This window comes from Paenibacillus senegalensis JC66 (genome assembly GCF_000285515.1).
Classification (GTDB): Bacteria; Bacillota; Bacilli; order Paenibacillales; family NBRC-103111; genus Paenibacillus_L; species Paenibacillus_L senegalensis.
Genome location: NZ_HE610959.1, coordinates 423,134 through 441,614, shown reverse-complemented (window position 1 = coordinate 441,614; position 18,481 = coordinate 423,134). Strand labels below are relative to the sequence as shown.

Here is an 18,481-nt window from a genome sequence, read left to right as displayed (position 1 = left end):
ATCGATGAGAAGACAGGAAGGATGAGTCAATCATGAGCCTGCAGATAGCACTTATTGCTCACGATCGGAAGAAGGACGAGATGGTAAACTTTGTGACGGCGTATGAGCCTGTTTTGGCCAAGCATCAGCTATATGCTACCGGAACAACGGGTCAACGGATCATGGATAAGACAAGCCTCGAGGTAACCCGGTTCATGTCGGGTCCATTGGGTGGGGATCAGCAGATCGGTGCGTTGGTCGCCCAAAATATACTGGATTTAATTATCTTTTTGCGCGATCCTTTAATGGCTCAACCGCATGAGCCGGATATTATCGCTCTGCTTAGGTTATGTGATGTCCAAGGAATTCCTGTAGCCACCAATGTAGCTACGGCTGAAATTCTAATCAAAGCGCTGGATCGCGGGGACTTTGCCTGGAGAGAGCTGGTTCACAAATACAAACCGGGGCTGGACGAATGATCAGACAGCTGGATATTCTGGTTATCGGCGCTCATCCGGATGATGCGGAGATCGGCATGGGCGGCACGATAGCCAAGCATGTAGAAGCCGGCAAGCTGGTGGGGATCTGTGACCTGACCTTTGCCGAAATGTCCTCAAATGGCACGGTTGCTCTGCGCAAGGAAGAGGCAGAAGCTGCTGCCAAAGTGCTGGGCCTTTCAGTGCGGTCCAATCTGGGTCTTCCGGATCGCGGGCTGAGCATGGCTAAGGAGCAGATCGACGAGATTACGCTAGCGATCCGTAAATACCGGCCGCGCGTAGTCTTTGCCCCGTATTACAAGGACAGACATCCTGATCATGTCACTTGCAGTCACATGGTTAAGGAAGCGGTATTTAATGCGAAGCTAAGAAATTATTTGCCCGACACGCTTCCGGCCCACCAGGTAGACCATTTTTATTATTATTTTATTAACGAGATCGCAGATGCCCAATTGATTGTGGATACTTCCGCGCAATTTTCTAGAAAAACTGATGCGTTAAAAGCTTACTATTCCCAATTCGTAGCTCGAGCCGGACAAGCGAAGGATTACGTAGCTACTCCATTAAATGAGGGCTATCTGGAGCAGATCGAGCTGAGGGACCGGCTTCTAGGTCATAAAGCCAAGGTTAAATATGCAGAAGGCTTTGTTAGTGAGCTTCCTTATTTGGTTAATCTATTTTAAGAACTGTCTGAATACAATGGGAGATCAAGGTATTCATTTTAAGGGGGCCGTTCACTTGAAGGCTAAGCTCAAGATTGGAATAACATGCTACCCGACTTTAGGCGGTTCCGGCGTGGTTGCAACCGAATTGGGCAAGCTGCTTGCCGAGAAGGGGCATGAGGTTCATTTTATTACTCACAGCATCCCGTTTAGACTGGGGAAATTTCATAAAAATATTTTCTATCACGAAGTCGAGGTCAGTGATTACTACGTCTTCCGTTACCCACCCTATGATCTGTCGCTGGCAAGCAAGCTGGCCCAGGTCGCGAAGCGGGAGCAGTTGGATCTTCTGCATGTGCACTATGCCATTCCGCATGCGGTCTGCGCCCTCCTGGCAAAGCAGATGCTGAATCATGACATCAAGGTAGTCACGACCTTGCATGGAACCGATATTACGGTATTGGGTCACGACGAATCATTGAGAGACTTAATTCGTTATGCCATTCATGAAAGTGACGCCGTCACAGCGGTATCCAAAGATCTGATAGCGGAAACGGTGGAGATGCTGAACATCGACCGTCCGATTGATTTGACCTATAACTTCGTAGACAAGCGTGTCTACTATCCGCGAGACGTTGCTTCATTGCGCAGCGAAATTGCCTCTTCTTCCGATAAGATTCTAATTCATATTTCTAACTTCAGGCCAGTGAAGAGAGTCGCGGATGTTGTTAAAGTGTTTGAAAAGGTGCAAAGGCAAATACCTGCCAAGCTTTTATTCGTCGGTGAAGGACCGGAGCTGAACAAGATTATTAGCCAGGTTGAAGAGATGAAGCTGAGCGACCGGGTTATGTTCTGGGGCAAGCAGGATGATGTGGCCCAGGTCATCTCGCTTGCAGATGTTATGCTGCTGCCTTCAGAGAAAGAAAGCTTCGGGCTTGTCGCCTTGGAAGCGATGGCTTGCGGTGTGCCAACGGTAGGATCGATGGCCGGGGGGATACCGGAGCTTGTAGAAGACGGGAAAACAGGCTATCTGGCTCCGATTGGAGATACCGATGCGATGGCTGACGCGGTTGTCCGTTTGCTTCAGGATGAAGTCTTATACCAAAGGTTCACGGATGCCTGCCTGGAAAGGGCGAGAAACGTATTTTGTGATGAAATCATCACAAAGGAATATGAAACGATATACTACCGCGTACTCGAATCATCTTCTGATAGCCGACCCGGCCATGGGGATAAAGATCTTTGCCTGAGGTGTTAACATGCGTGAATTGGAGCCCGAAGCGGTAGCAGTACTTGACAGGCTGCATCATAATGGTTTTGACGCTTACCTGGTAGGCGGCTTTGTACGAGACAGCCTGCTGCAGAAGCCGACGCAAGACATTGATATAGCGACCTCAGCCAAGCCGGAAGAAGTTATCGGTCTATTCGAGCATACCGTGCCTACCGGCTTGCAGCATGGAACTGTAACGGTGCTTGTAAACAAGAAAGCTTATGAAGTCACAACCTTTCGCAGTGAAGCGGATTATGAACAGCACCGGCGTCCGAAGCAGGTTGTTTTCGTAAGCGATTTGCTTGAGGATCTTCAGCGGCGGGACTTTACTATTAATGCAATGGCATTCGACCGCAATGGGGAGCTGGTAGATCCATTCGGCGGCTGGCAGGATTTAAAGCAGGGGCGGGTTCGCTGCGTGGGCTCCCCTGAGGAACGTTTTCAGGAAGATGCGCTGCGGATGATGAGAGCTATTCGTTTCGCTGCGAATTACGGATTTGAAATAGAGAATGAGACCTGGGAGGCGTTAACTTCCTGTAAAGCTTTGCTCCGTTATGTAGCGATGGAACGAATCTATGCGGAATGGCACAAGATGATGGAAGGAACCGGGGCTTTCCGCGGCTTGCAGCTGCTTGTTGACAGCGGCCTGCTCGCTTATTTGAAAAAACCGCTGAACTGGCCGATTGCCAATTGGCAAGGGCAGCACGTTCCTAACGAATGGGCAGTGATGGAGGAACATATGGCTGCAGGCAGCCGTTGGGCCATTGCGGCGATTGGAATGAGACTTGATGCAGTCAGTTTCCAGAACGGGGCTAGAGTGTTAACGATGCCTTCCAAGCTTATCCGTTCGCTGGCCAAGCTGCTGGAAGCCGATCAGTGGGTAAAGCGGCAGCTGGGAGAGGCAAGCGGCTCTAATCTGTGCGTCCCGCAGCTTTTGTGGAAAAGAGCCATATTGCAGTGGGGAGCGCCCGTTATGCTGGAGTGGGCCGAACTGGTTAATTTGGCAGAGAAGGCGGTCCTGCTCTATGAACAGGAACAAACAGCTGTAGACCGGCTTGTCGAGATGGCCCATTACGGCAAGCAGTGGCTTGATGAGCTTGAAGCTACTCAGATCAGCGAGCTTAAGATCGGGGGCGGTGAATTAGCTCACGCCTTCGAGCGAAGGGAGGGCCCGTGGATCGGAAAGCTTCTCCGCCAATTATTGAGTGAGGTTGTGCTCAATCAACTGCCTAACGAGAAGAACGTCCTCATCGACAAGGCCAAATCTTTATTAAAGAGTGATTCCTATGAATGAACGCTTACTTGAATTTTTTGATCAGCATGCTGATCAATTTTTATCGGGGGAAGAGATCAGCCGGGAGCTGAACATTTCCCGTACGGCCGTTTGGAAGCATATTCAGAATTTACGCCGGCTCGGCTACGAGTTCGAAGCAGTCCCGCGTAAGGGATACCGGTTGATTTATCGGCCGGAACCGCTCCGAGTGGACAACCTGTTGGAGGAGTTGTCGACAACTTTAATCGGAAAGTCTATTCATGTGTTCGAGTCTGTCGACTCCACCCAAAACAAAGCTTTGCAATTAGTTCAGCAAGGCTGCGAGGAGGGCACGATTGTGCTGGCTGAAGAGCAGACGTCCGGCCGTGGAAGGATGGGCAAGTCCTGGTTCTCCCCGAAAGGCAAAGGCATCTGGATGAGTATTGTGCTCAAGCCGCAAATTCCGTTGAAACAAACTGCCCAGCTGACGCTGCTGACCGCCGTTGCTTTATGCCGGACTTTAAATGAAATGCTCGATTTGGAAGTGGGAATCAAGTGGCCTAACGATCTGCTTATTGAAGGTAAGAAAATCAGTGGAATTTTACTGGAATCAAGCGGTGAGGATGACCGTTTGAATTATGTTATTGCAGGGATTGGCATCAGTGCGAATCTAAGCAAGGAGGACTTTCCGGAAGAGCTATCGAATATTGCCACCTCGCTTCGTCTCGAGAGCGGACAGATGATCGATCGAACGCTGCTGATCCGGCGCTTTCTCGAGCAGCTGGAGAAGCTTTATTTCCTGTATTTGCAGCAAGGCTTTTCCCCTATCCGGACGCTGTGGGAGGCGCTAACCGTTACCCTTCACCGGAGAATCAAAATTCATACCCGCGACGGCTGGATGGAAGGAACAGCGCTTTCCATTGACGATGCCGGAGCTTTAACCGTTCAAACAGACAACGGAGAACAGGTGAAGCTGTACTCCGGTGATATCCAGCTATAAAGACAATATTTGGTCTTAGGCACCGGCGGGCATTTAAAGCGCTGATTTGGCTTTGTGCCAAAAAAAGATGTCGTTTTTTAGCTTGTTTTGGTATACTAATGACACGAGGCGTTATCTTTCTCAAAGAAGCGCACTCCTCTTAACAGTAATGCTGATCAAGCTTCCATAATTGAATACGAAGCCTATGAAAGATGATGTCGGATTCTGCTCAGAACCGTAAGGACCGAGACAGAAAGGAATCATACGTACAGGTTTATTATGTATGCATTGACCCTCCTTTTGGTTTTGGCCGAAAGGAGTTTTTTATGTTAATGGGGTTTAGCGGGATGTCTGCTCCCCATTGGGGTGAAAATACAATGAGCAGCAGATTTATATTCCGGTTCGATCTATCAAGCAAACCAGGAGGTGTCTCTTTATGAGCACAAGAAGACCTGTGACAACCTCAATAATGAAAAAAATGAAAAAAGACGGAAATCCTATCACCATGATTACGGCATATGATTACCCATCCGCCCAGCTAGCGGAAGAGGCCGGAGTCGATGCGATTCTGGTCGGGGACTCACTCGGCAATGTAGTGCTGGGCTATGAGGCAACGCTTCCGGTCACTCTCGATGATATGATTTACCATACCCGTGCTGTGACAAGAGCTGTGAGTGTCCCTTTTGTCGTAACGGATATGCCTTTTATGACCTACCACGGCAGTGTGGATGAAACGTTAAAGAACGTAGCTCGGCTCATGAGGGAGGGCCGCTGCAAAGCCGTCAAGATGGAAGGCGGGGCGGAAATCGCACCTGCCGTACGTGCCTGTGTACAAGCGGGTGTTCCTGTTATGGGACATGTGGGTTTAACTCCGCAATCGATTTATCAAATCGGCGGATACAAAGTACAAGGCAAAACCTCCGAGCAGGCAAAGAAGCTGCTTGAGGATGTTAAAGCTCTGGAAGAGGCAGGCGCCTTTGCAGTAGTACTGGAATTGGTGACGGATGAATTAGCAGCTCATATTAGTGAACAGCTGACTATTCCCACAATTGGTATAGGAGCAGGAGCTGGTTGTGACGGCCAGGTGCTGGTGTTTCACGATTTGCTGCAATATGGTTCGTCTATTCGACCCAAAAAGTTTGTCAAAGCTTATGCCAATGTAGGAGAAGTGATTCGTCAAGGAATTGCTGACTATGTTCGTGACGTGAAGGAAAGGAAATTTCCGGACGATGAACATGCTTTTAAAGGCGAAAGCGAAGTGGCAAGCTATTTATATGGGGGTAAGTAATGATGAAGGTGGTCCGGACAATCCAGGACATGCGCCAGCTCCAAAGCGAGCTTAATGCATACAGAGATATGGCCAGCCTTGTCGGCTTTGTGCCTACATTAGGATTTCTGCACGAAGGGCATGCCAGTCTCCTGCGAAGAGCCAGGGAAGAATGCTCTTTAGTTGTACTGAGCATCTTCGTAAATCCGCTGCAATTTGGGGCGGGGGAGGATTTTGACAAATATCCGCGTGACCCTAAGAGGGATTTGCGGATCGCCGAGAAGGAAGGCGTCGACATAGTATTTATGCCCGAGGTCAGCGAGATGTATCCGCGTCCGATCCAAACTGCCATATCCGTAACCGGAATGACCGGCTTATTATGCGGCGCTTCCCGGCCTGGACATTTTGATGGTGTAGCGACAGTCGTATCCAAGCTGTTTAATATTGTAAAGCCGGATCGCGCTTATTTCGGACTGAAGGATGCCCAGCAGGTGGCTGTCATTCAGAAAATGGTCGAGGATTTAAATATGGACGTCACGATCGTGCCCTGCCCTACAATTAGGGAGCCGGACGGTCTTGCCCTAAGCTCGAGGAATGTTTATTTGAGCCCGGAAGAACGTCAAGAAGCCTTGGTTATCCAGCAAGCTCTTAAAGAAGCGGAGCAGCTGAACGGGGAGGGCAAGGCTGGCTTGCACGAGCTGAGAGATCTGGTAATTAAACGAATTTCCGCTTCACCACTGGCTGATATTGATTATGTGGAGGTCGTATCGTATCCATCATTTTATACAGTGGACCAATTGGAGAAGCTCGAACCTGGACAACTGGCGGATAGCCAAATACTGATTGCGGCTGCTGTCCGATTTGGTAAGACGCGATTAATCGATAACTGTATTTTGCCGTTAAGATTACGCACCTAAGGAGGGGAATGGACGATGTTCAGAACGATGATGAAAGCCAAGCTGCATCGAGCAACGGTTACAGAGGCCAATTTAAACTATGTAGGCAGCATTACAATAGATGAAGACTTGCTTGATCTCGTGGATATGCTTCCTAACGAGAAAGTCCAAATTGTCAATAACAATAACGGAGCCAGGCTGGAAACGTATATTATCCCCGGTCCCCGCGGCTCTGGCGTGGTTTGTTTGAATGGCGCGGCTGCCCGTCTGGTTCAGCCCGGGGATACGGTCATCATTATTTCTTATGCATTAATGACGGATGAAGAGGCTAGACGTCATGAGCCTGCCGTGGCCATATTGGGTCAGCATAACAAAGTTATTCAGCTGATGAAGCAGGAGCCTCATTCAACTGCTATCGTATAATAATCAGGTATTTACAGATCAGCAGTGCTTTCCTAGCTTGCGCCCAATACCGTTTAATTTATGGATAAATGGATGAGGATTTGCATGGCTATGTAATGACTGGAACCCGGAATGAAACCCCGGCCTAAGGAAACAATGAAGATACACGTCGTCTGAGGCCTCAGCCGTGGATTCTTCTTGCGGGGTGGTAAGATTCCTATGTTCAAACCCATATTCGCGACCATGCATGAGTTATTGAGTCAAATTAAAGCGGAATACCCGTCATCAAGCGGGGATCGCAAACAGGTGTTAGAAGAGCAGCTGTTGACCCTTAAGTCCATGAGTGACACATGCATTGATGAATGGATCCGGTTCGAGGAAGAACTGACCCCATTGTGGACTCAAATCCAGGCTGAGCTGTTTGCCGGCCAAGACAATGCCGAGCCGGGGCCTGTCGGGGCACCGTCCATTGCTTCGACTTCTGTGGAAGAAACGGACAGTAAGCCGACTGCGGTCCTGGCACCGGCGCCTTATTCAGAATCCACGATGGTTTTATTCGATTCTGCTCAAGGCTACTACAAGCTGGGCATGTTTGTTCTTGCTAAGCAAAAGCTTGAAGCCATCCTTGAGCAGGAGCCTGATTTTATGCTGGCCAGACTTTATTTGGCCTTATGCTGTCTGCACCTTCGCCAATTTGCGGAAGCTTACCGCCATTTGACTTTTGTGCTGCCCTTGGTCGATCATCCGCAAATGAAAGCTATTTCCCACACCGCTTTAGGCTGCATCTATATGGAGAATAATAACTTGGATAAAGCGTTGGAGTGCTTCGGGCTCGCCTATGAGGAAGATCCTTATTGTGTGGAGCCGGTGCTTGCTTATGGCGCAGAGCTTAGGTGGTAAAATGTTCCTGATTGCCAACATTCGGATAGTCCCTGCCTATTACAGGCGTTGGACTATCCGTTTTTTTGCATGCACATGCTGTGCGGCTAATTAGGCGAATAGACGTTTTGGTTTCAGTCTGGTATTCTAAATAAAGCAGTCGTTAAACGGAAAGGATGGAACATTTTCCGATGAAATTTGCCGTAATGGATTTTGAAACGACAGGAGGCCAGGCTGAAGACCAGATCATTCAGGTTGGCCTTGTTATTATAGAAGATGAGCGAATCACTCAACGATACAGCACGTATGTCAAGCCAACGATTCCAATCCCGCCATTTATAACCGGATTAACAGGGATAGACGCAGAAACGGTCGCCGATGCCCCTGATTTGGAACAGGTAATTATGGAATTGCAGCCCTTGCTCCACGAGAGTGCTTTGGTTGCTCATAATGTCGGGTTTGATCTCGCCTTTCTGCAGCGAGCTTTAGACAGCAGCGGGTATATGCCCTTTTCCGGTCCGGTTCTTGATTCCATTGACTTTTTGCGGATCTTATTTCCGTTTATTGAGAGCTTGCAGCTCAATCATGTAAGCCACTATTTTAAGATTGATCATATTCGGCCGCACCAGGCAGATTCCGATGCGGAAGTAACGGCTGAAATCTGGCTTCGTTGTTTAACCAAGCTGCGCGAGCTGCCGCTTCTTACTTTACAGCGGCTTACCGCACTGTTTGAACAGGATTATACCCACCGTGATCTGGCCTGGCTGCTGCGGACGATTCTGGACGAGAGAGAAGCGGCGCCGGACGCTGATGAAGAAGCAGAAGGTTTTACTTATCATCGGCAGTTTGTGCTTAAAGTAGGCGACTGGGGGGACGAGGCGCCTGTTCGTCCCGCAGGAGAGCATACCCAGCTTGAGGAAGACTTCGAACCTTTTTACGAAAGAATTAAGCATTTGTGGAAGCAAAGGGACGCATATTATGAAGAGCGGGATGCGCAGAAGCAGATGCTTGAAGAGGTTTCCGCCTCCTTTCATGAGCAGAAGCATTTGATGATCGAGGCGGGTACGGGTACGGGCAAATCCCTCGGCTATTTAATACCGTCTTTGTATCATGGAATTAGAGATGAAGAGCCTGTTCTTGTCAGTACGCATACGATTAATCTCCAGGAGCAGCTGAGAACAAGGGATGTGCCTCTGCTTCAGGATATTTTTCCTGTTCCTTTCCGAGCGGCCGTTTTGAAAGGGAGAAGCCATTATCTATGCCTTCGTAAATTCGAGAACAAAGTTAACACAAGTGAGTTTGAATATCCTAAGGAAGACCGGATAACGGCAGGACAAATGATTGTGTGGCTTAGCGAGACGGAGCATGGGGATGAAGAGGAGCTGCACATCCATGGAAGAGGTGCGGAATTCTGGCGATCGGTCTCCAGTGATGCGGAGTCCTGCATGAATCGTGCCTGCCCTTGGTTTAAAAAATGCTTCTATCATCGTGCACGTCATACGGCCAACCAAGCGGATGTTATTATTACTAATCATTCGCTGCTGTTTACCGATATTCGGGCGGATCACCGCCTGCTTCCAATGTATAATCGTCTGGTTATCGATGAGGCTCATCACCTCGAAGAAGTGGCCAGTAAGCATATGGGCATTGAGGCCAGTTACTTATCGGTCACCAATAGCATCTGGCGGCTGTATAAGGACGCGAACAGCGGCCAATTGACGGTTTTGCGTTCCCGGCTGATGAATCTCCCTGGTGAATGGTCTGAAAAGGCAGGGGACTGGATTTCCTCGCTTGACCGCAGTTTTGAAGCGTTAATCGAAGCCAAGCAGCAGTGGGATCATCTGGCAGAGGCGCTTAACCAATGCCTGGAGGCCAGGGTTTCCGACGCAGGAGAAGCCGGGCAGTTGGTTCGCCGCATTAAAGATGAGGAGATGCCTGCGCAATGGGAAGATATGCTGAAGCTGGAAGAAAATATATATACCCAGCTGGATCATGCCTCGTCCCGTTTGGATCGGCTGTTTCAAGAGCTGAAGGACATACAGGAGACGGCTGATTTAAAATCGATGCTGACTGATCTGGCGGGAGGCGTTAAGGAATTGAACCGGCAAAAGGATGCAGTCAGGTTCTTTATGAAGAGGACAGATAAAAACTACGTCTACTGGCTGGAAGCCAATCCGCAGTTCAGAATGCGCTCCCTTCATCTCTTTAGCGTACCGGTTGATGTCAGTCCTTTATTAAAAAAATATTTTTTCGATGAGAAAGAAAGCGTCGTACTGACCTCGGCCACGCTATCGGTTAACAAATCATTTGATTACACCAAAAGTCAACTGGGTCTTGCAGCATCGACCAAGCTGAACAGCGTGCAGCTTCAATCTCCGTTCAACTATCGCCAGCAAGCGTTAGTCGTTATCCCCCGTGACTTTCCAGCAATCCGGGGACGTATGGGTGAGGAGATCTTTGTGGAGAAGCTGATAGCGTCTCTCGCCGAGGTAGCTAGAGAAACCCGCGGCCGCATGCTGGTGCTGTTCACTTCTTACCGGATGCTGAAGTCGGTATATCCAGAGCTTAAGGAGAAGCTTTCTGAAGCTGGCATTCAGGTGCTTGGTCAAGGAATAGACAGCTTCAACCGGAGCAAGCTGACGAAGAGCTTTCAGGAAAACGGAGCAGCGGTGCTTCTAGGTACGAACAGCTTTTGGGAGGGAGTTGACATTCCGGGAGAGGCGTTAACCTGTCTTGCCATTGTCCGCTTGCCTTTCCAGCCTCCGAATCACCCGGTGTCTGAGGCTAAAATGGACGAACTCAAGAAAAACAATCAGAATCCGTTTATGAAGCTGTCAGTGCCTCAGGCCGTTATTCGCTTTAAACAGGGGTTCGGCCGCCTGGTTAGAAGAGCGAGCGATAAGGGGATTGTCATTTTATATGATACGCGGGTCATAGAAACCCAATATGGCAAGCACTTTCTCTACTCTCTGCCAGGGCCTAAAATCGAGCATATGAGCACCCAGCAGATGGTACCGCGCATAAAACAATGGATGGAGGAGCAAGGATGAAGTCAATGAAAATATCCGAAGCGGTAGTGCGCAGACTTCCCATTTATTTGCGCTTTCTGAATGAGCTTAGCCGAATGAACGTCACCACCGTTTCCTCCCAGGATTTGGGCAATAAATTAAATTTGAATCCGGCTCAAATCCGTAAAGATCTAGCTTATTTCGGGGAGTTTGGCAAAAAAGGGATAGGGTATGATGTTGCTTACCTGATAGAAAAAATCCGCCAAATTCTTAAGCTGGACCGTGAGATTAAGGTCGCCTTGGTCGGGGCAGGAAATTTGGGGCGGGCGTTAAGCAATTACAATGCTTACTTGCAGGATAATATGCGAATTGTTGCTGTATTCGACGCAATGCCGGATAAGGTAGGAGAAAAGCTGAACAATTTGACTGTCCGTTCGATGGACGAGCTCGCTGCTGTTGTGAAAGAAAAGCAAATTCGCATAGGCATCATAACTGTACCGGCATCAGAAGCACAGAATGTAGCCAATCATTTTGTCGGGGCGGGAGTCGAAGCGATTCTGAATTTTGCTCCCGTCGTGATCCGTGTGCCGGATCATGTTCGTGTTCATCATGCGGACTTTACTACAGATTTGCAGAGCCTGGCCTATTATTTAGAAAATGAAAAAACCGATGCCAACCGCGAATGAGGCTCATTCAGCCTGATGCTGTGGATGAAGTTTCTGCATAATAGAATGAAGAAGAGCGGGATAAGCTTGGCTTGTCTGCCGCTCTTTTTGATTTCTTTTTGCCGAGTAAAACTATTCAAGCTTTGCCCGCCTTGCTTTTGACCTGGCTAAGAGGTACATTGGAAAAAAGACATTTTTTTAGAAGGATGGGCTGTGAATTGAATTATACAGTTATTCATAACGGAACTTTTTTAACTAGAGCTGACCAGCCGGTTGTTAAAGGGACTATGGTCATTCAAGGAGACAAAATTGTGGCAATCGGGGAAGTGCCGAAGGAGCAAATACCGGAGACGGCTGCCCGGATCGATGGTACCAACCGCCTATATATGCCCGGGCTGGTTAATACTCACGGCCACGCGGCGATGTCTTTATTAAGAGGGGTTGGCGATGACCTGGTGCTGCAGGTCTGGCTGGAAGAGAAGATGTGGCCGAATGAAGCTAAATTCACATCGGAGGATGTGAGGTGGGCAACTCTGTTGTCCATATTGGAAATGGTTAAAGGGGGAACCACCGCATTCGTTGATATGTACGATCATATGGATGAGGTGGCCAAAGCTGTGGAACAATCAGGGATGCGCGGCTGTCTGACCAGGGGAGTGATCGGGCTGTGTCCGCCGGATGTTCAGCAGGCAAAGCTCGACGAAGCGAAGCAGTTCGCAAGGAGTTGGCACAAGGCGGCAGACGGGCGAATTACGACTATGATGGCTCCTCACGCGCCATATACTTGTCCTCCTGATTACATTACCCGCATTGTTGAAGCGGCGCATGAGCTTAATCTGCCTTTGCATACACACATGTCGGAAACAGCTGCAGAGGTAGAGCGCAACGTGCAGGATTACGGCTGCCGACCGCCGGAACATTTGGCCAAGCTCGGCGTTTTTTCTCGCTCATGTCTGGTCGCTCATGGCGTTCATTTGACCAATGAGGAAATTGATTTGCTCAAGCAATATGACGTCAGGGTGTCGCATAATCCCGGCAGCAATCTGAAGCTGGCCAGTGGAGTGGCAAGGGTGCCAGAGCTGCTGCAGGCAGGTGTGCTCGTCTCGCTTGGAACTGATGGCGCGGCCAGTAATAATAACTTAGATATGTTCGAAGAAATGCGTCTAGCGGCTTTGATCCATAAAGGAGTGAGCGGTGATCCTACATCCATACCGGCAGAAACTGCTTTCCGCATGGCGACGGTAGATGGCGCCCGCTCCATATGGCTTGACCATATAGGCCTGTTGGAGCCAGGCTACAAAGCGGACTTTATCGCGATAGATATCGACCAGCCGCATTTGCTGCCGGCTTCGAATTACTTATCTCATATTGTTTATTCGGCCTCCGCTAATGATGTAACTGATGTGTTTGTCGATGGCAAGGCTATTGTTAGAAATCGGGTTTGTCTGACTCTTGACGAAGAGAAGATCAAGGCTGAATTCAACTTGCGTTACAGCAGCCTGCTGGGGTAGTCAAGGCCAGGACTTCACGGGAGCTCTTGGAGTAAAGGAGTGGATAAACGAATAGTATGATTAAGCAATATAAGAAGCCGATTCTCTACAGTATTCTGGGAGCTGTCCTTCTGCTGATTGCGGCTTGCTCCTGGCTGATAGGCTCCATTGTTACGGAAGCTAACGCGGACAAGAGGCAGGCGGCTGCTGTAGCGAGGGAGCAAACGGATTTGGAATACGTCAGCAAGGTCGAGCCTTTTGCCGGGGACCGCGCGTTTATGGTGGTATACGGCCAATCAGCTGACGGAGACGAGATGATTGTGTGGCTGAATGAAGAGGAAATTTATGTGCAGCTGGCGGATGATGGAGTGTCGGAGGAGAAGATTCGCCAGCAGGTGGAAGCCGCCAATGCCGGCAATGAAATTATAAAGGTTAGTCTTGGCAAGCTGCAGGACTTGTTTGTGTGGGAAGTGTTTTATAAGCAAACCGATGAAGAGAAGAACGAACGATTTTTTTACGATTATTATCATTTTTCCGACGGCTCGCGAATAGACACTTATCGGCTGGCCACACCATAGTCAGCGGATGAATAACCGGTGCTACGGCCGATACTGCTAGAAAACGGCTGGCTTGTCCTCAGGGCGGCTCTCTTGTCTGTACAGCATTGCCAGGGTAGGAAGGGGATTCCTGAACTTCACACTTTTTTCTCACATTGGTGATATATTATGTGCTATACTCTTAGTATATCTTTTTGCGTATAGAAAGGTGGTCGTAGATGAAACTCAGATTGCTGCCGATTTTGTTAACCGTTGCCTGTTCGAGTGTAATTTTGTTTGGCGGATGGTTCGTTTATCGCAGCTACGCGATGGAAACCCCATTGGCCACAGTCGTTTCGGAAGCACCTGGTGTGGAGGAAGCCGATATTAACTTGACCAACAATTTTGTTGACATATATTTAAAGTTAAACCAAGATGCCAATTTACGTGAGATTTACAAGCATATTCAGAAGGAAGGTGCGGGTCTGCTGGCGAAGCGAGAGCTTAACCTTCATATTGAAGAGGAGCCAAGCCCTGCAATCGATCAATGGTGGTCTCGGGTGTTATTTGATATCGCACAGGCGATGGAAACACGGAATTATTCGGCCATTCCCGTGACGCTTGAGGAGAAATCCGCGGACCTGCCGGGTCTGGAAGTGGTAACCGAAATCGATAGCACCAATGTTTATGTCCAGTTAACTTACGAAGGGGCAACTAAGTACATCTTATTGCCCAGAGTACCGGCGCAGTTAGGAGTGTGGCCGAATGAGCAAATATAGCAAAGAAATTATAATTGGCGTGATTCCCGTCATTTTGGTTTTTCTTGCATTCCTGGAATTTAATATTTTTCCCTTTATTATGATGGCAGCGTTGATTGCCGCACTCTTGTTCATTGTTCGTCCCAAAATGAATATACCGGCCAAAGGAGAAGCGCCCGGAAGCAAATTAAGAAAGCCTGCGCCTATGTCATTTGATGAGATTGGCGGGCAGGACAGAGCCAAGAACGAGCTCAAAGAAGCTCTAGAATTTATTATCAAGCACGAGGAGATAAAAAAGTTTGGCATCCGTCCGCTAAAAGGCATTTTGTTGACAGGGCCTCCAGGTACGGGCAAGACCTTGATGGCAAAAGCAGCTGCATCTTACACTAATTCGGTGTTTGTTGGCGCTTCCGGCAGTGAATTTGTTGAGATGTATGTCGGGGTAGGAGCGAGCCGGATTCGTGAAATGTTCAAGAAAGCGAAGGCTGCTGCTCAAAAAGAAAATAAAGATAGTGCGATTGTGTTTATCGATGAGATCGATGTCATTGGCGGAAAGAGAGATGGAGGTCAGCATCGGGAATATGATCAGACCTTGAACCAGCTGCTCACGGAGATGGATGGCATTCACACATCGGAAAGTCCGCGAATTCTGATTGTCGCCGCAACGAACCGCAAGGAAATGCTGGATCCCGCCTTACTGCGCCCCGGCCGGTTCGACCGTCACATCCAGGTCGATCTTCCGGACAAAAAAGGCCGTCTGCATATTCTGAACATTCATGCTAAAAATAAACCGCTGGCTGAAAGTGTTAATCTGGAGAAAATTGCTGAAGAATCGTTTCAATTTTCCGGTGCACAATTGGAAAGCTTAATGAATGAAGCAGCGATTTATGCGATGCGCGACAATAATGAGTTCATTGAGCAGAAGCATCTTACCTTGGCCATTGACAAGGTTATGATGGGAGAGAAAACAGACCGGGAAACGAGTAAGGAAGAACGGGAGAGAGTGGCCTATCACGAATTAGGCCATGCTATTATGGCAGAGGTTGTAACTCCTGGCGCTGTATCCCAAGTATCATTAAGCCCGCGTGGCCCTGCGCTTGGCTATGTCCGTCACAATCCGCAACAGGATCAGTATTTATATACTAAGGAATATCTCGAACAGCGCATTATGATTGCACTGGGTGGTGCGGTGGCTGAAGAAATGTTTTATGGCAATCGCAGCACAGGCTCGCGAAACGACTTTGAGCAGGCGCTGAATTTGGTGAAGATGATGATAGATTCAGGCCTTACCAGTCTCGGGATTGTGGATCGTGATATGGTGACCCAGGAAGAACTCATGAAGGCCAACTCCGTCATCCTGGAGGAGCTGACAGAACGTACGAGAGAAACGCTGGAAGCGTATCGTGCGGTCTTTATACAAAGCCTGAGCATTCTTATTAAAGAGGAAGTCCTGTCCGGGGACCAATTCCGGAGCTTGCTGGCGATGCTGAAACAAAAGAGCACAGCCTAATCATTTGAATCTGGCCTATTCATTATTGTTCTAATAATTATCCTAATAGTGGAGTAATTAACCTTTTAAAAAACCGCCGGAGTTGTTCCTTTATCTGCTAATGGCAGGATAAAGCGGGCCTGGCGGTTTTTATTTCATGGATAGAGCATATGGGAGGAAGAAGTCCATGCAAATTTGTTTTAAACATAGTAAAATAAGTAGGCGGAATGTCCGGGTAATGGCTGCGGGGTACAAAGGACAGTGTCCCATGCAGACGATATAGAAGCGGAGATTAAGAAAAGCAGAGCTGCACGCTAATTAGCAAGGTCAGGGGATAAAGTCTCGGTCCTGAGAGGAGGAGTTATGAAGAGGGAGAGGTTGTTGTATGTTAACGGCAGGGTTGTGCTGCCGGATCGGGTTGCGGAGGCTGATGTGGCTGTGCAAGACGGCTGCATACACGCCATTACGGAAAGGCAATCCGGGGAGCCGGATTTAGCCGGCATAGATCATAATTACTGTGCAGAAATTATTGATTTGCAAGGGGCTTATTTGCTGCCGGGTCTGATCGATATCCACTGTGATGCAATCGAGAAGGAAGTTCAGCCGCGCCCGAACACGCTGTTTCCACGGGCTATGGCGTTTGCGGAATTTGAGCGCAAGCTGCCGCTTCACGGGATAACTACTATGTATCATTCCTTGTCGTTAGGTGTAGGTCTAAGCTTGAGAGGGGATCATTTATTAACTGAACTGGTTGATCATATCCGGCACATTCGGGCTCAGCGTGCTTTTGTGCGGAACAGGATTCATTTGCGCTATGAGGTGTCTTATCTTGAGGGGCTGCCTATCGTAGAGCGTTATGTTCGGGAGGGTCTCATTGATTATTTATCTTTTATGGACCATTCGCCTGGTCAAGGGCAGTACAGAGAGCCGGGCTCATTTGAGCGTTATGTGATGAAAAACCAGGGGGTCGATGTGGTAGAGGTTCGTGAAATCGTCCGTGATTTAATGGAACGCCGCAGCCGCATCGAATGGCCTATTTTACAGCAGCTGGCCGCTCTCGCTAAAGAAAACGGGATTGCGGTTGCTTCACACGATGATGACAGTCCCGAGCGGGTTGAGCAGTTTGCAGCCTACGGGGTAAGCGTATCCGAATTTCCGCTTAATCTTCCTGCAGCCGAACGGGCTGCCGCTAAAGGGATGCATGTTTGTGTCGGTGCCCCCAACGTTGTGCGCGGCGGCTCCCATGATAATAACATGTCGGCCATCGACGCTATCCAAGCTGGACATGCCCGCGTGCTTTGCTCGGATTACCATCCCTCTTCCCTGCTTATGGCGGTATTTAAGCTTGCAGATGAAGGAGCGGCTGCTCTTCATGAGGCTGTCAGAATGGCTACGCATTACCCGGCTGAAGCACTTGGAGTCAGCGGGGAAAGGGGAAGTATTGCAGAAGGCTTGCAAGCTGATCTGATTGCAGTTGCAGTGAAGGATAGCATTCCTATTGTGACAGGAACCTGGGTGAATGGAGTGCAGGTTTATCAGTCAGGTTATTATCATCAAGCTTCACCAAGCGCGGGCAGATAGCCAAGCTCTTTCCAGAGGGAGGTGAGCCTCCCTTAACACTAATACATAAGAGTGATGAGGGAGGAATTGCTTGTCTTTCTATGCTTAGTGTTGGTATGACTAATGAGGTGATGGGTTGAAGAAACAGGAAGCTAAACGCCTGGAGCAAGGTTTACTTGCGGGATTGCTCGAAGGAACCGTGACGGTTCCGCATCTTTTTTTCAAATTATATCCCGCTCTCAACCTGAATGAAACGGAGGCTATGCTGCTTCTTCATCTGATAACGTTTGTGGAAAAAGAAAAGAAAGAATTTCCGACGATAGAAGAGATTCAGCAGAGAATGGCAGCGACTCCAGAGCAGGTTATCAAGGCTTTGCAAAAATTGCTGAAAGAAGAATGGATTACGATTGATGAAGAAGTCGATCCCGTATCCCGAATCCAGTACGAGCGCTATAACCTGAACGGCATGATGAAGAAGCTGGCCGCAGCTTGGAGTGAACAGCTGGTAGCCGAACAGTCCAAAACCGGCCCGGTGAACAGTGCGGGAAAAGATATTTTCTCTATCTTTGAGAATGAATTTGCGCGGCCGCTTACACCAATGGAGCTGGAAACGATCAGCGGCTGGCTTGATCAGGATCAGTATAAGGAAGAGCTGATTCTGATGGCATTAAAAGAGGCGGTGTTCGCCGGCAAAGTGCATTTTCGCTATATCGACCGGATTCTCCTGGAATGGAGCCGCAACCGCATTTTTACGGTAGAGCAGGCCAAGGAGCACGCGCAGCGCTTTCGCGGCAGCCGATAAGGAAATGATGTCCCCCTTGGGCTCTGAGATTCAATGAGATTAACAGCTGCTTAGATTAAAATACAGAAGGCCATCCCCTAGTTCATGATC

The 18,481-nt window shown here is 48.8% G+C and carries 17 protein-coding genes; all 17 read left to right on the top strand.

Annotated elements, in window-relative coordinates; translation table 11 throughout:
• The first annotated feature begins 32 nt into the window (after positions 1-32).
• The 17 genes from mgsA (at position 33) to PSHG_RS13885 (ending at position 18,391) form a co-directional block, all read left to right on the top strand.
• Positions 33-458, top strand: coding sequence for a methylglyoxal synthase (mgsA, locus tag PSHG_RS13965; RefSeq protein ID WP_010273796.1), 426 nt, complete (start codon positions 33-35; stop codon positions 456-458).
• Entirely contained in the window at positions 455-1,159 is a 705-nt protein-coding gene (bshB1, locus tag PSHG_RS13960; protein WP_010273795.1) for a bacillithiol biosynthesis deacetylase BshB1, read from the top strand. The genes mgsA and bshB1 overlap by 4 nt, the downstream gene beginning before the upstream one ends.
• Positions 1,160-1,214: 55 nt before the next feature.
• Entirely contained in the window at positions 1,215-2,396 is a 1,182-nt protein-coding gene (gene bshA, locus PSHG_RS13955; RefSeq protein ID WP_026021375.1) for an N-acetyl-alpha-D-glucosaminyl L-malate synthase BshA, read from the top strand.
• 1 nt (position 2,397) lies between these two features.
• Positions 2,398-3,702: a CCA tRNA nucleotidyltransferase gene (locus PSHG_RS13950; RefSeq protein ID WP_010273789.1), complete on the top strand. Its 1,305-nt coding sequence runs from the start codon at positions 2,398-2,400 to the stop codon at positions 3,700-3,702.
• On the top strand, positions 3,695-4,660 hold the full coding sequence (locus tag PSHG_RS13945) for a biotin--[acetyl-CoA-carboxylase] ligase (protein ID WP_010273788.1): 966 nt from the start codon (positions 3,695-3,697) through the stop codon (positions 4,658-4,660). The genes PSHG_RS13950 and PSHG_RS13945 overlap by 8 nt, the downstream gene beginning before the upstream one ends.
• Positions 4,661-5,075: 415 nt before the next feature.
• The gene (gene panB, locus PSHG_RS13940; protein ID WP_010273787.1) at positions 5,076-5,927 is read left to right on the top strand and encodes a 3-methyl-2-oxobutanoate hydroxymethyltransferase; all 852 of its coding nucleotides are present in this window, start codon (positions 5,076-5,078) and stop codon (positions 5,925-5,927) included.
• Between the two features lie 2 nt (positions 5,928-5,929).
• A complete protein-coding gene (gene panC / locus PSHG_RS13935; protein WP_026021374.1) occupies positions 5,930-6,823 on the top strand; it encodes a pantoate--beta-alanine ligase in 894 nt (297 codons plus the stop codon).
• A gap of 15 nt (positions 6,824-6,838) precedes the next feature.
• The gene (gene panD, locus PSHG_RS13930) at positions 6,839-7,225 is read left to right on the top strand and encodes an aspartate 1-decarboxylase (protein WP_010273785.1); all 387 of its coding nucleotides are present in this window, start codon (positions 6,839-6,841) and stop codon (positions 7,223-7,225) included.
• A 198-nt stretch (positions 7,226-7,423) separates the two neighbouring features.
• Complete coding sequence (locus tag PSHG_RS27685) at positions 7,424-8,104, top strand: tetratricopeptide repeat protein (RefSeq protein WP_010273784.1); 681 nt, start codon at positions 7,424-7,426, stop codon at positions 8,102-8,104.
• Between the two features lie 170 nt (positions 8,105-8,274).
• A complete protein-coding gene (gene dinG, locus PSHG_RS13920) occupies positions 8,275-11,133 on the top strand; it encodes an ATP-dependent DNA helicase DinG (protein ID WP_010273783.1) in 2,859 nt (952 codons plus the stop codon).
• The gene (locus PSHG_RS13915) at positions 11,130-11,777 is read left to right on the top strand and encodes a redox-sensing transcriptional repressor Rex (protein WP_010273782.1); all 648 of its coding nucleotides are present in this window, start codon (positions 11,130-11,132) and stop codon (positions 11,775-11,777) included. Before dinG ends, PSHG_RS13915 begins: the two co-directional genes overlap by 4 nt.
• Before the next feature lie 185 nt (positions 11,778-11,962).
• Positions 11,963-13,267 carry an amidohydrolase gene (locus PSHG_RS13910; RefSeq protein ID WP_026021373.1) on the top strand — a complete coding sequence of 435 codons (1,305 nt, stop codon included), beginning with the start codon at positions 11,963-11,965 and terminating at the stop codon, positions 13,265-13,267.
• A gap of 56 nt (positions 13,268-13,323) precedes the next feature.
• A complete protein-coding gene (locus PSHG_RS13905) occupies positions 13,324-13,824 on the top strand; it encodes a cell wall elongation regulator TseB-like domain-containing protein (RefSeq protein ID WP_010273780.1) in 501 nt (166 codons plus the stop codon).
• A 197-nt stretch (positions 13,825-14,021) separates the two neighbouring features.
• Entirely contained in the window at positions 14,022-14,561 is a 540-nt protein-coding gene (locus PSHG_RS13900) for a V-type proton ATPase subunit C (protein WP_010273778.1), read from the top strand.
• Entirely contained in the window at positions 14,548-16,050 is a 1,503-nt protein-coding gene (locus PSHG_RS13895) for an AAA family ATPase (RefSeq protein WP_010273775.1), read from the top strand. The genes PSHG_RS13900 and PSHG_RS13895 overlap by 14 nt, the downstream gene beginning before the upstream one ends.
• 342 nt (positions 16,051-16,392) lie before the next feature.
• The gene (locus PSHG_RS13890; protein WP_042121943.1) at positions 16,393-17,610 is read left to right on the top strand and encodes an alpha-D-ribose 1-methylphosphonate 5-triphosphate diphosphatase; all 1,218 of its coding nucleotides are present in this window, start codon (positions 16,393-16,395) and stop codon (positions 17,608-17,610) included.
• Positions 17,611-17,725: 115 nt separating this feature from the next.
• Positions 17,726-18,391, top strand: a complete 666-nt coding sequence (locus tag PSHG_RS13885; protein ID WP_010273767.1) for a DnaD domain protein — start codon at positions 17,726-17,728, stop codon at positions 18,389-18,391.
• Positions 18,392-18,481 lie beyond the last annotated feature (90 nt).

What these genes read in the sequence shown, in the direction of transcription:
- PSHG_RS13895 (WP_010273775.1), top strand. Translation starts at nt 14,548, where the DNA reads ATGAGCAAATATAGCAAAGAAATTATAATTGGCGTGATTCCCGTCATT.
- PSHG_RS13915 (WP_010273782.1), top strand. Translation starts at nt 11,130, where the DNA reads ATGAAGTCAATGAAAATATCCGAAGCGGTAGTGCGCAGACTTCCCATT.
- PSHG_RS13900 (WP_010273778.1), top strand. Translation starts at nt 14,022, where the DNA reads ATGAAACTCAGATTGCTGCCGATTTTGTTAACCGTTGCCTGTTCGAGT.
- PSHG_RS13890 (WP_042121943.1), top strand. Translation starts at nt 16,393, where the DNA reads ATGAAGAGGGAGAGGTTGTTGTATGTTAACGGCAGGGTTGTGCTGCCG.
- panB (WP_010273787.1), top strand. Translation starts at nt 5,076, where the DNA reads ATGAGCACAAGAAGACCTGTGACAACCTCAATAATGAAAAAAATGAAA.
- bshB1 (WP_010273795.1), top strand. Translation starts at nt 455, where the DNA reads ATGATCAGACAGCTGGATATTCTGGTTATCGGCGCTCATCCGGATGAT.
- mgsA (WP_010273796.1), top strand. Translation starts at nt 33, where the DNA reads ATGAGCCTGCAGATAGCACTTATTGCTCACGATCGGAAGAAGGACGAG.
- PSHG_RS13945 (WP_010273788.1), top strand. Translation starts at nt 3,695, where the DNA reads ATGAATGAACGCTTACTTGAATTTTTTGATCAGCATGCTGATCAATTT.
- PSHG_RS13950 (WP_010273789.1), top strand. Translation starts at nt 2,398, where the DNA reads ATGCGTGAATTGGAGCCCGAAGCGGTAGCAGTACTTGACAGGCTGCAT.
- panC (WP_026021374.1), top strand. Translation starts at nt 5,930, where the DNA reads ATGAAGGTGGTCCGGACAATCCAGGACATGCGCCAGCTCCAAAGCGAG.
- dinG (WP_010273783.1), top strand. Translation starts at nt 8,275, where the DNA reads ATGAAATTTGCCGTAATGGATTTTGAAACGACAGGAGGCCAGGCTGAA.
- PSHG_RS13905 (WP_010273780.1), top strand. Translation starts at nt 13,324, where the DNA reads ATGATTAAGCAATATAAGAAGCCGATTCTCTACAGTATTCTGGGAGCT.
- PSHG_RS13910 (WP_026021373.1), top strand. Translation starts at nt 11,963, where the DNA reads ATGGGCTGTGAATTGAATTATACAGTTATTCATAACGGAACTTTTTTA.
- PSHG_RS27685 (WP_010273784.1), top strand. Translation starts at nt 7,424, where the DNA reads ATGTTCAAACCCATATTCGCGACCATGCATGAGTTATTGAGTCAAATT.
- panD (WP_010273785.1), top strand. Translation starts at nt 6,839, where the DNA reads ATGTTCAGAACGATGATGAAAGCCAAGCTGCATCGAGCAACGGTTACA.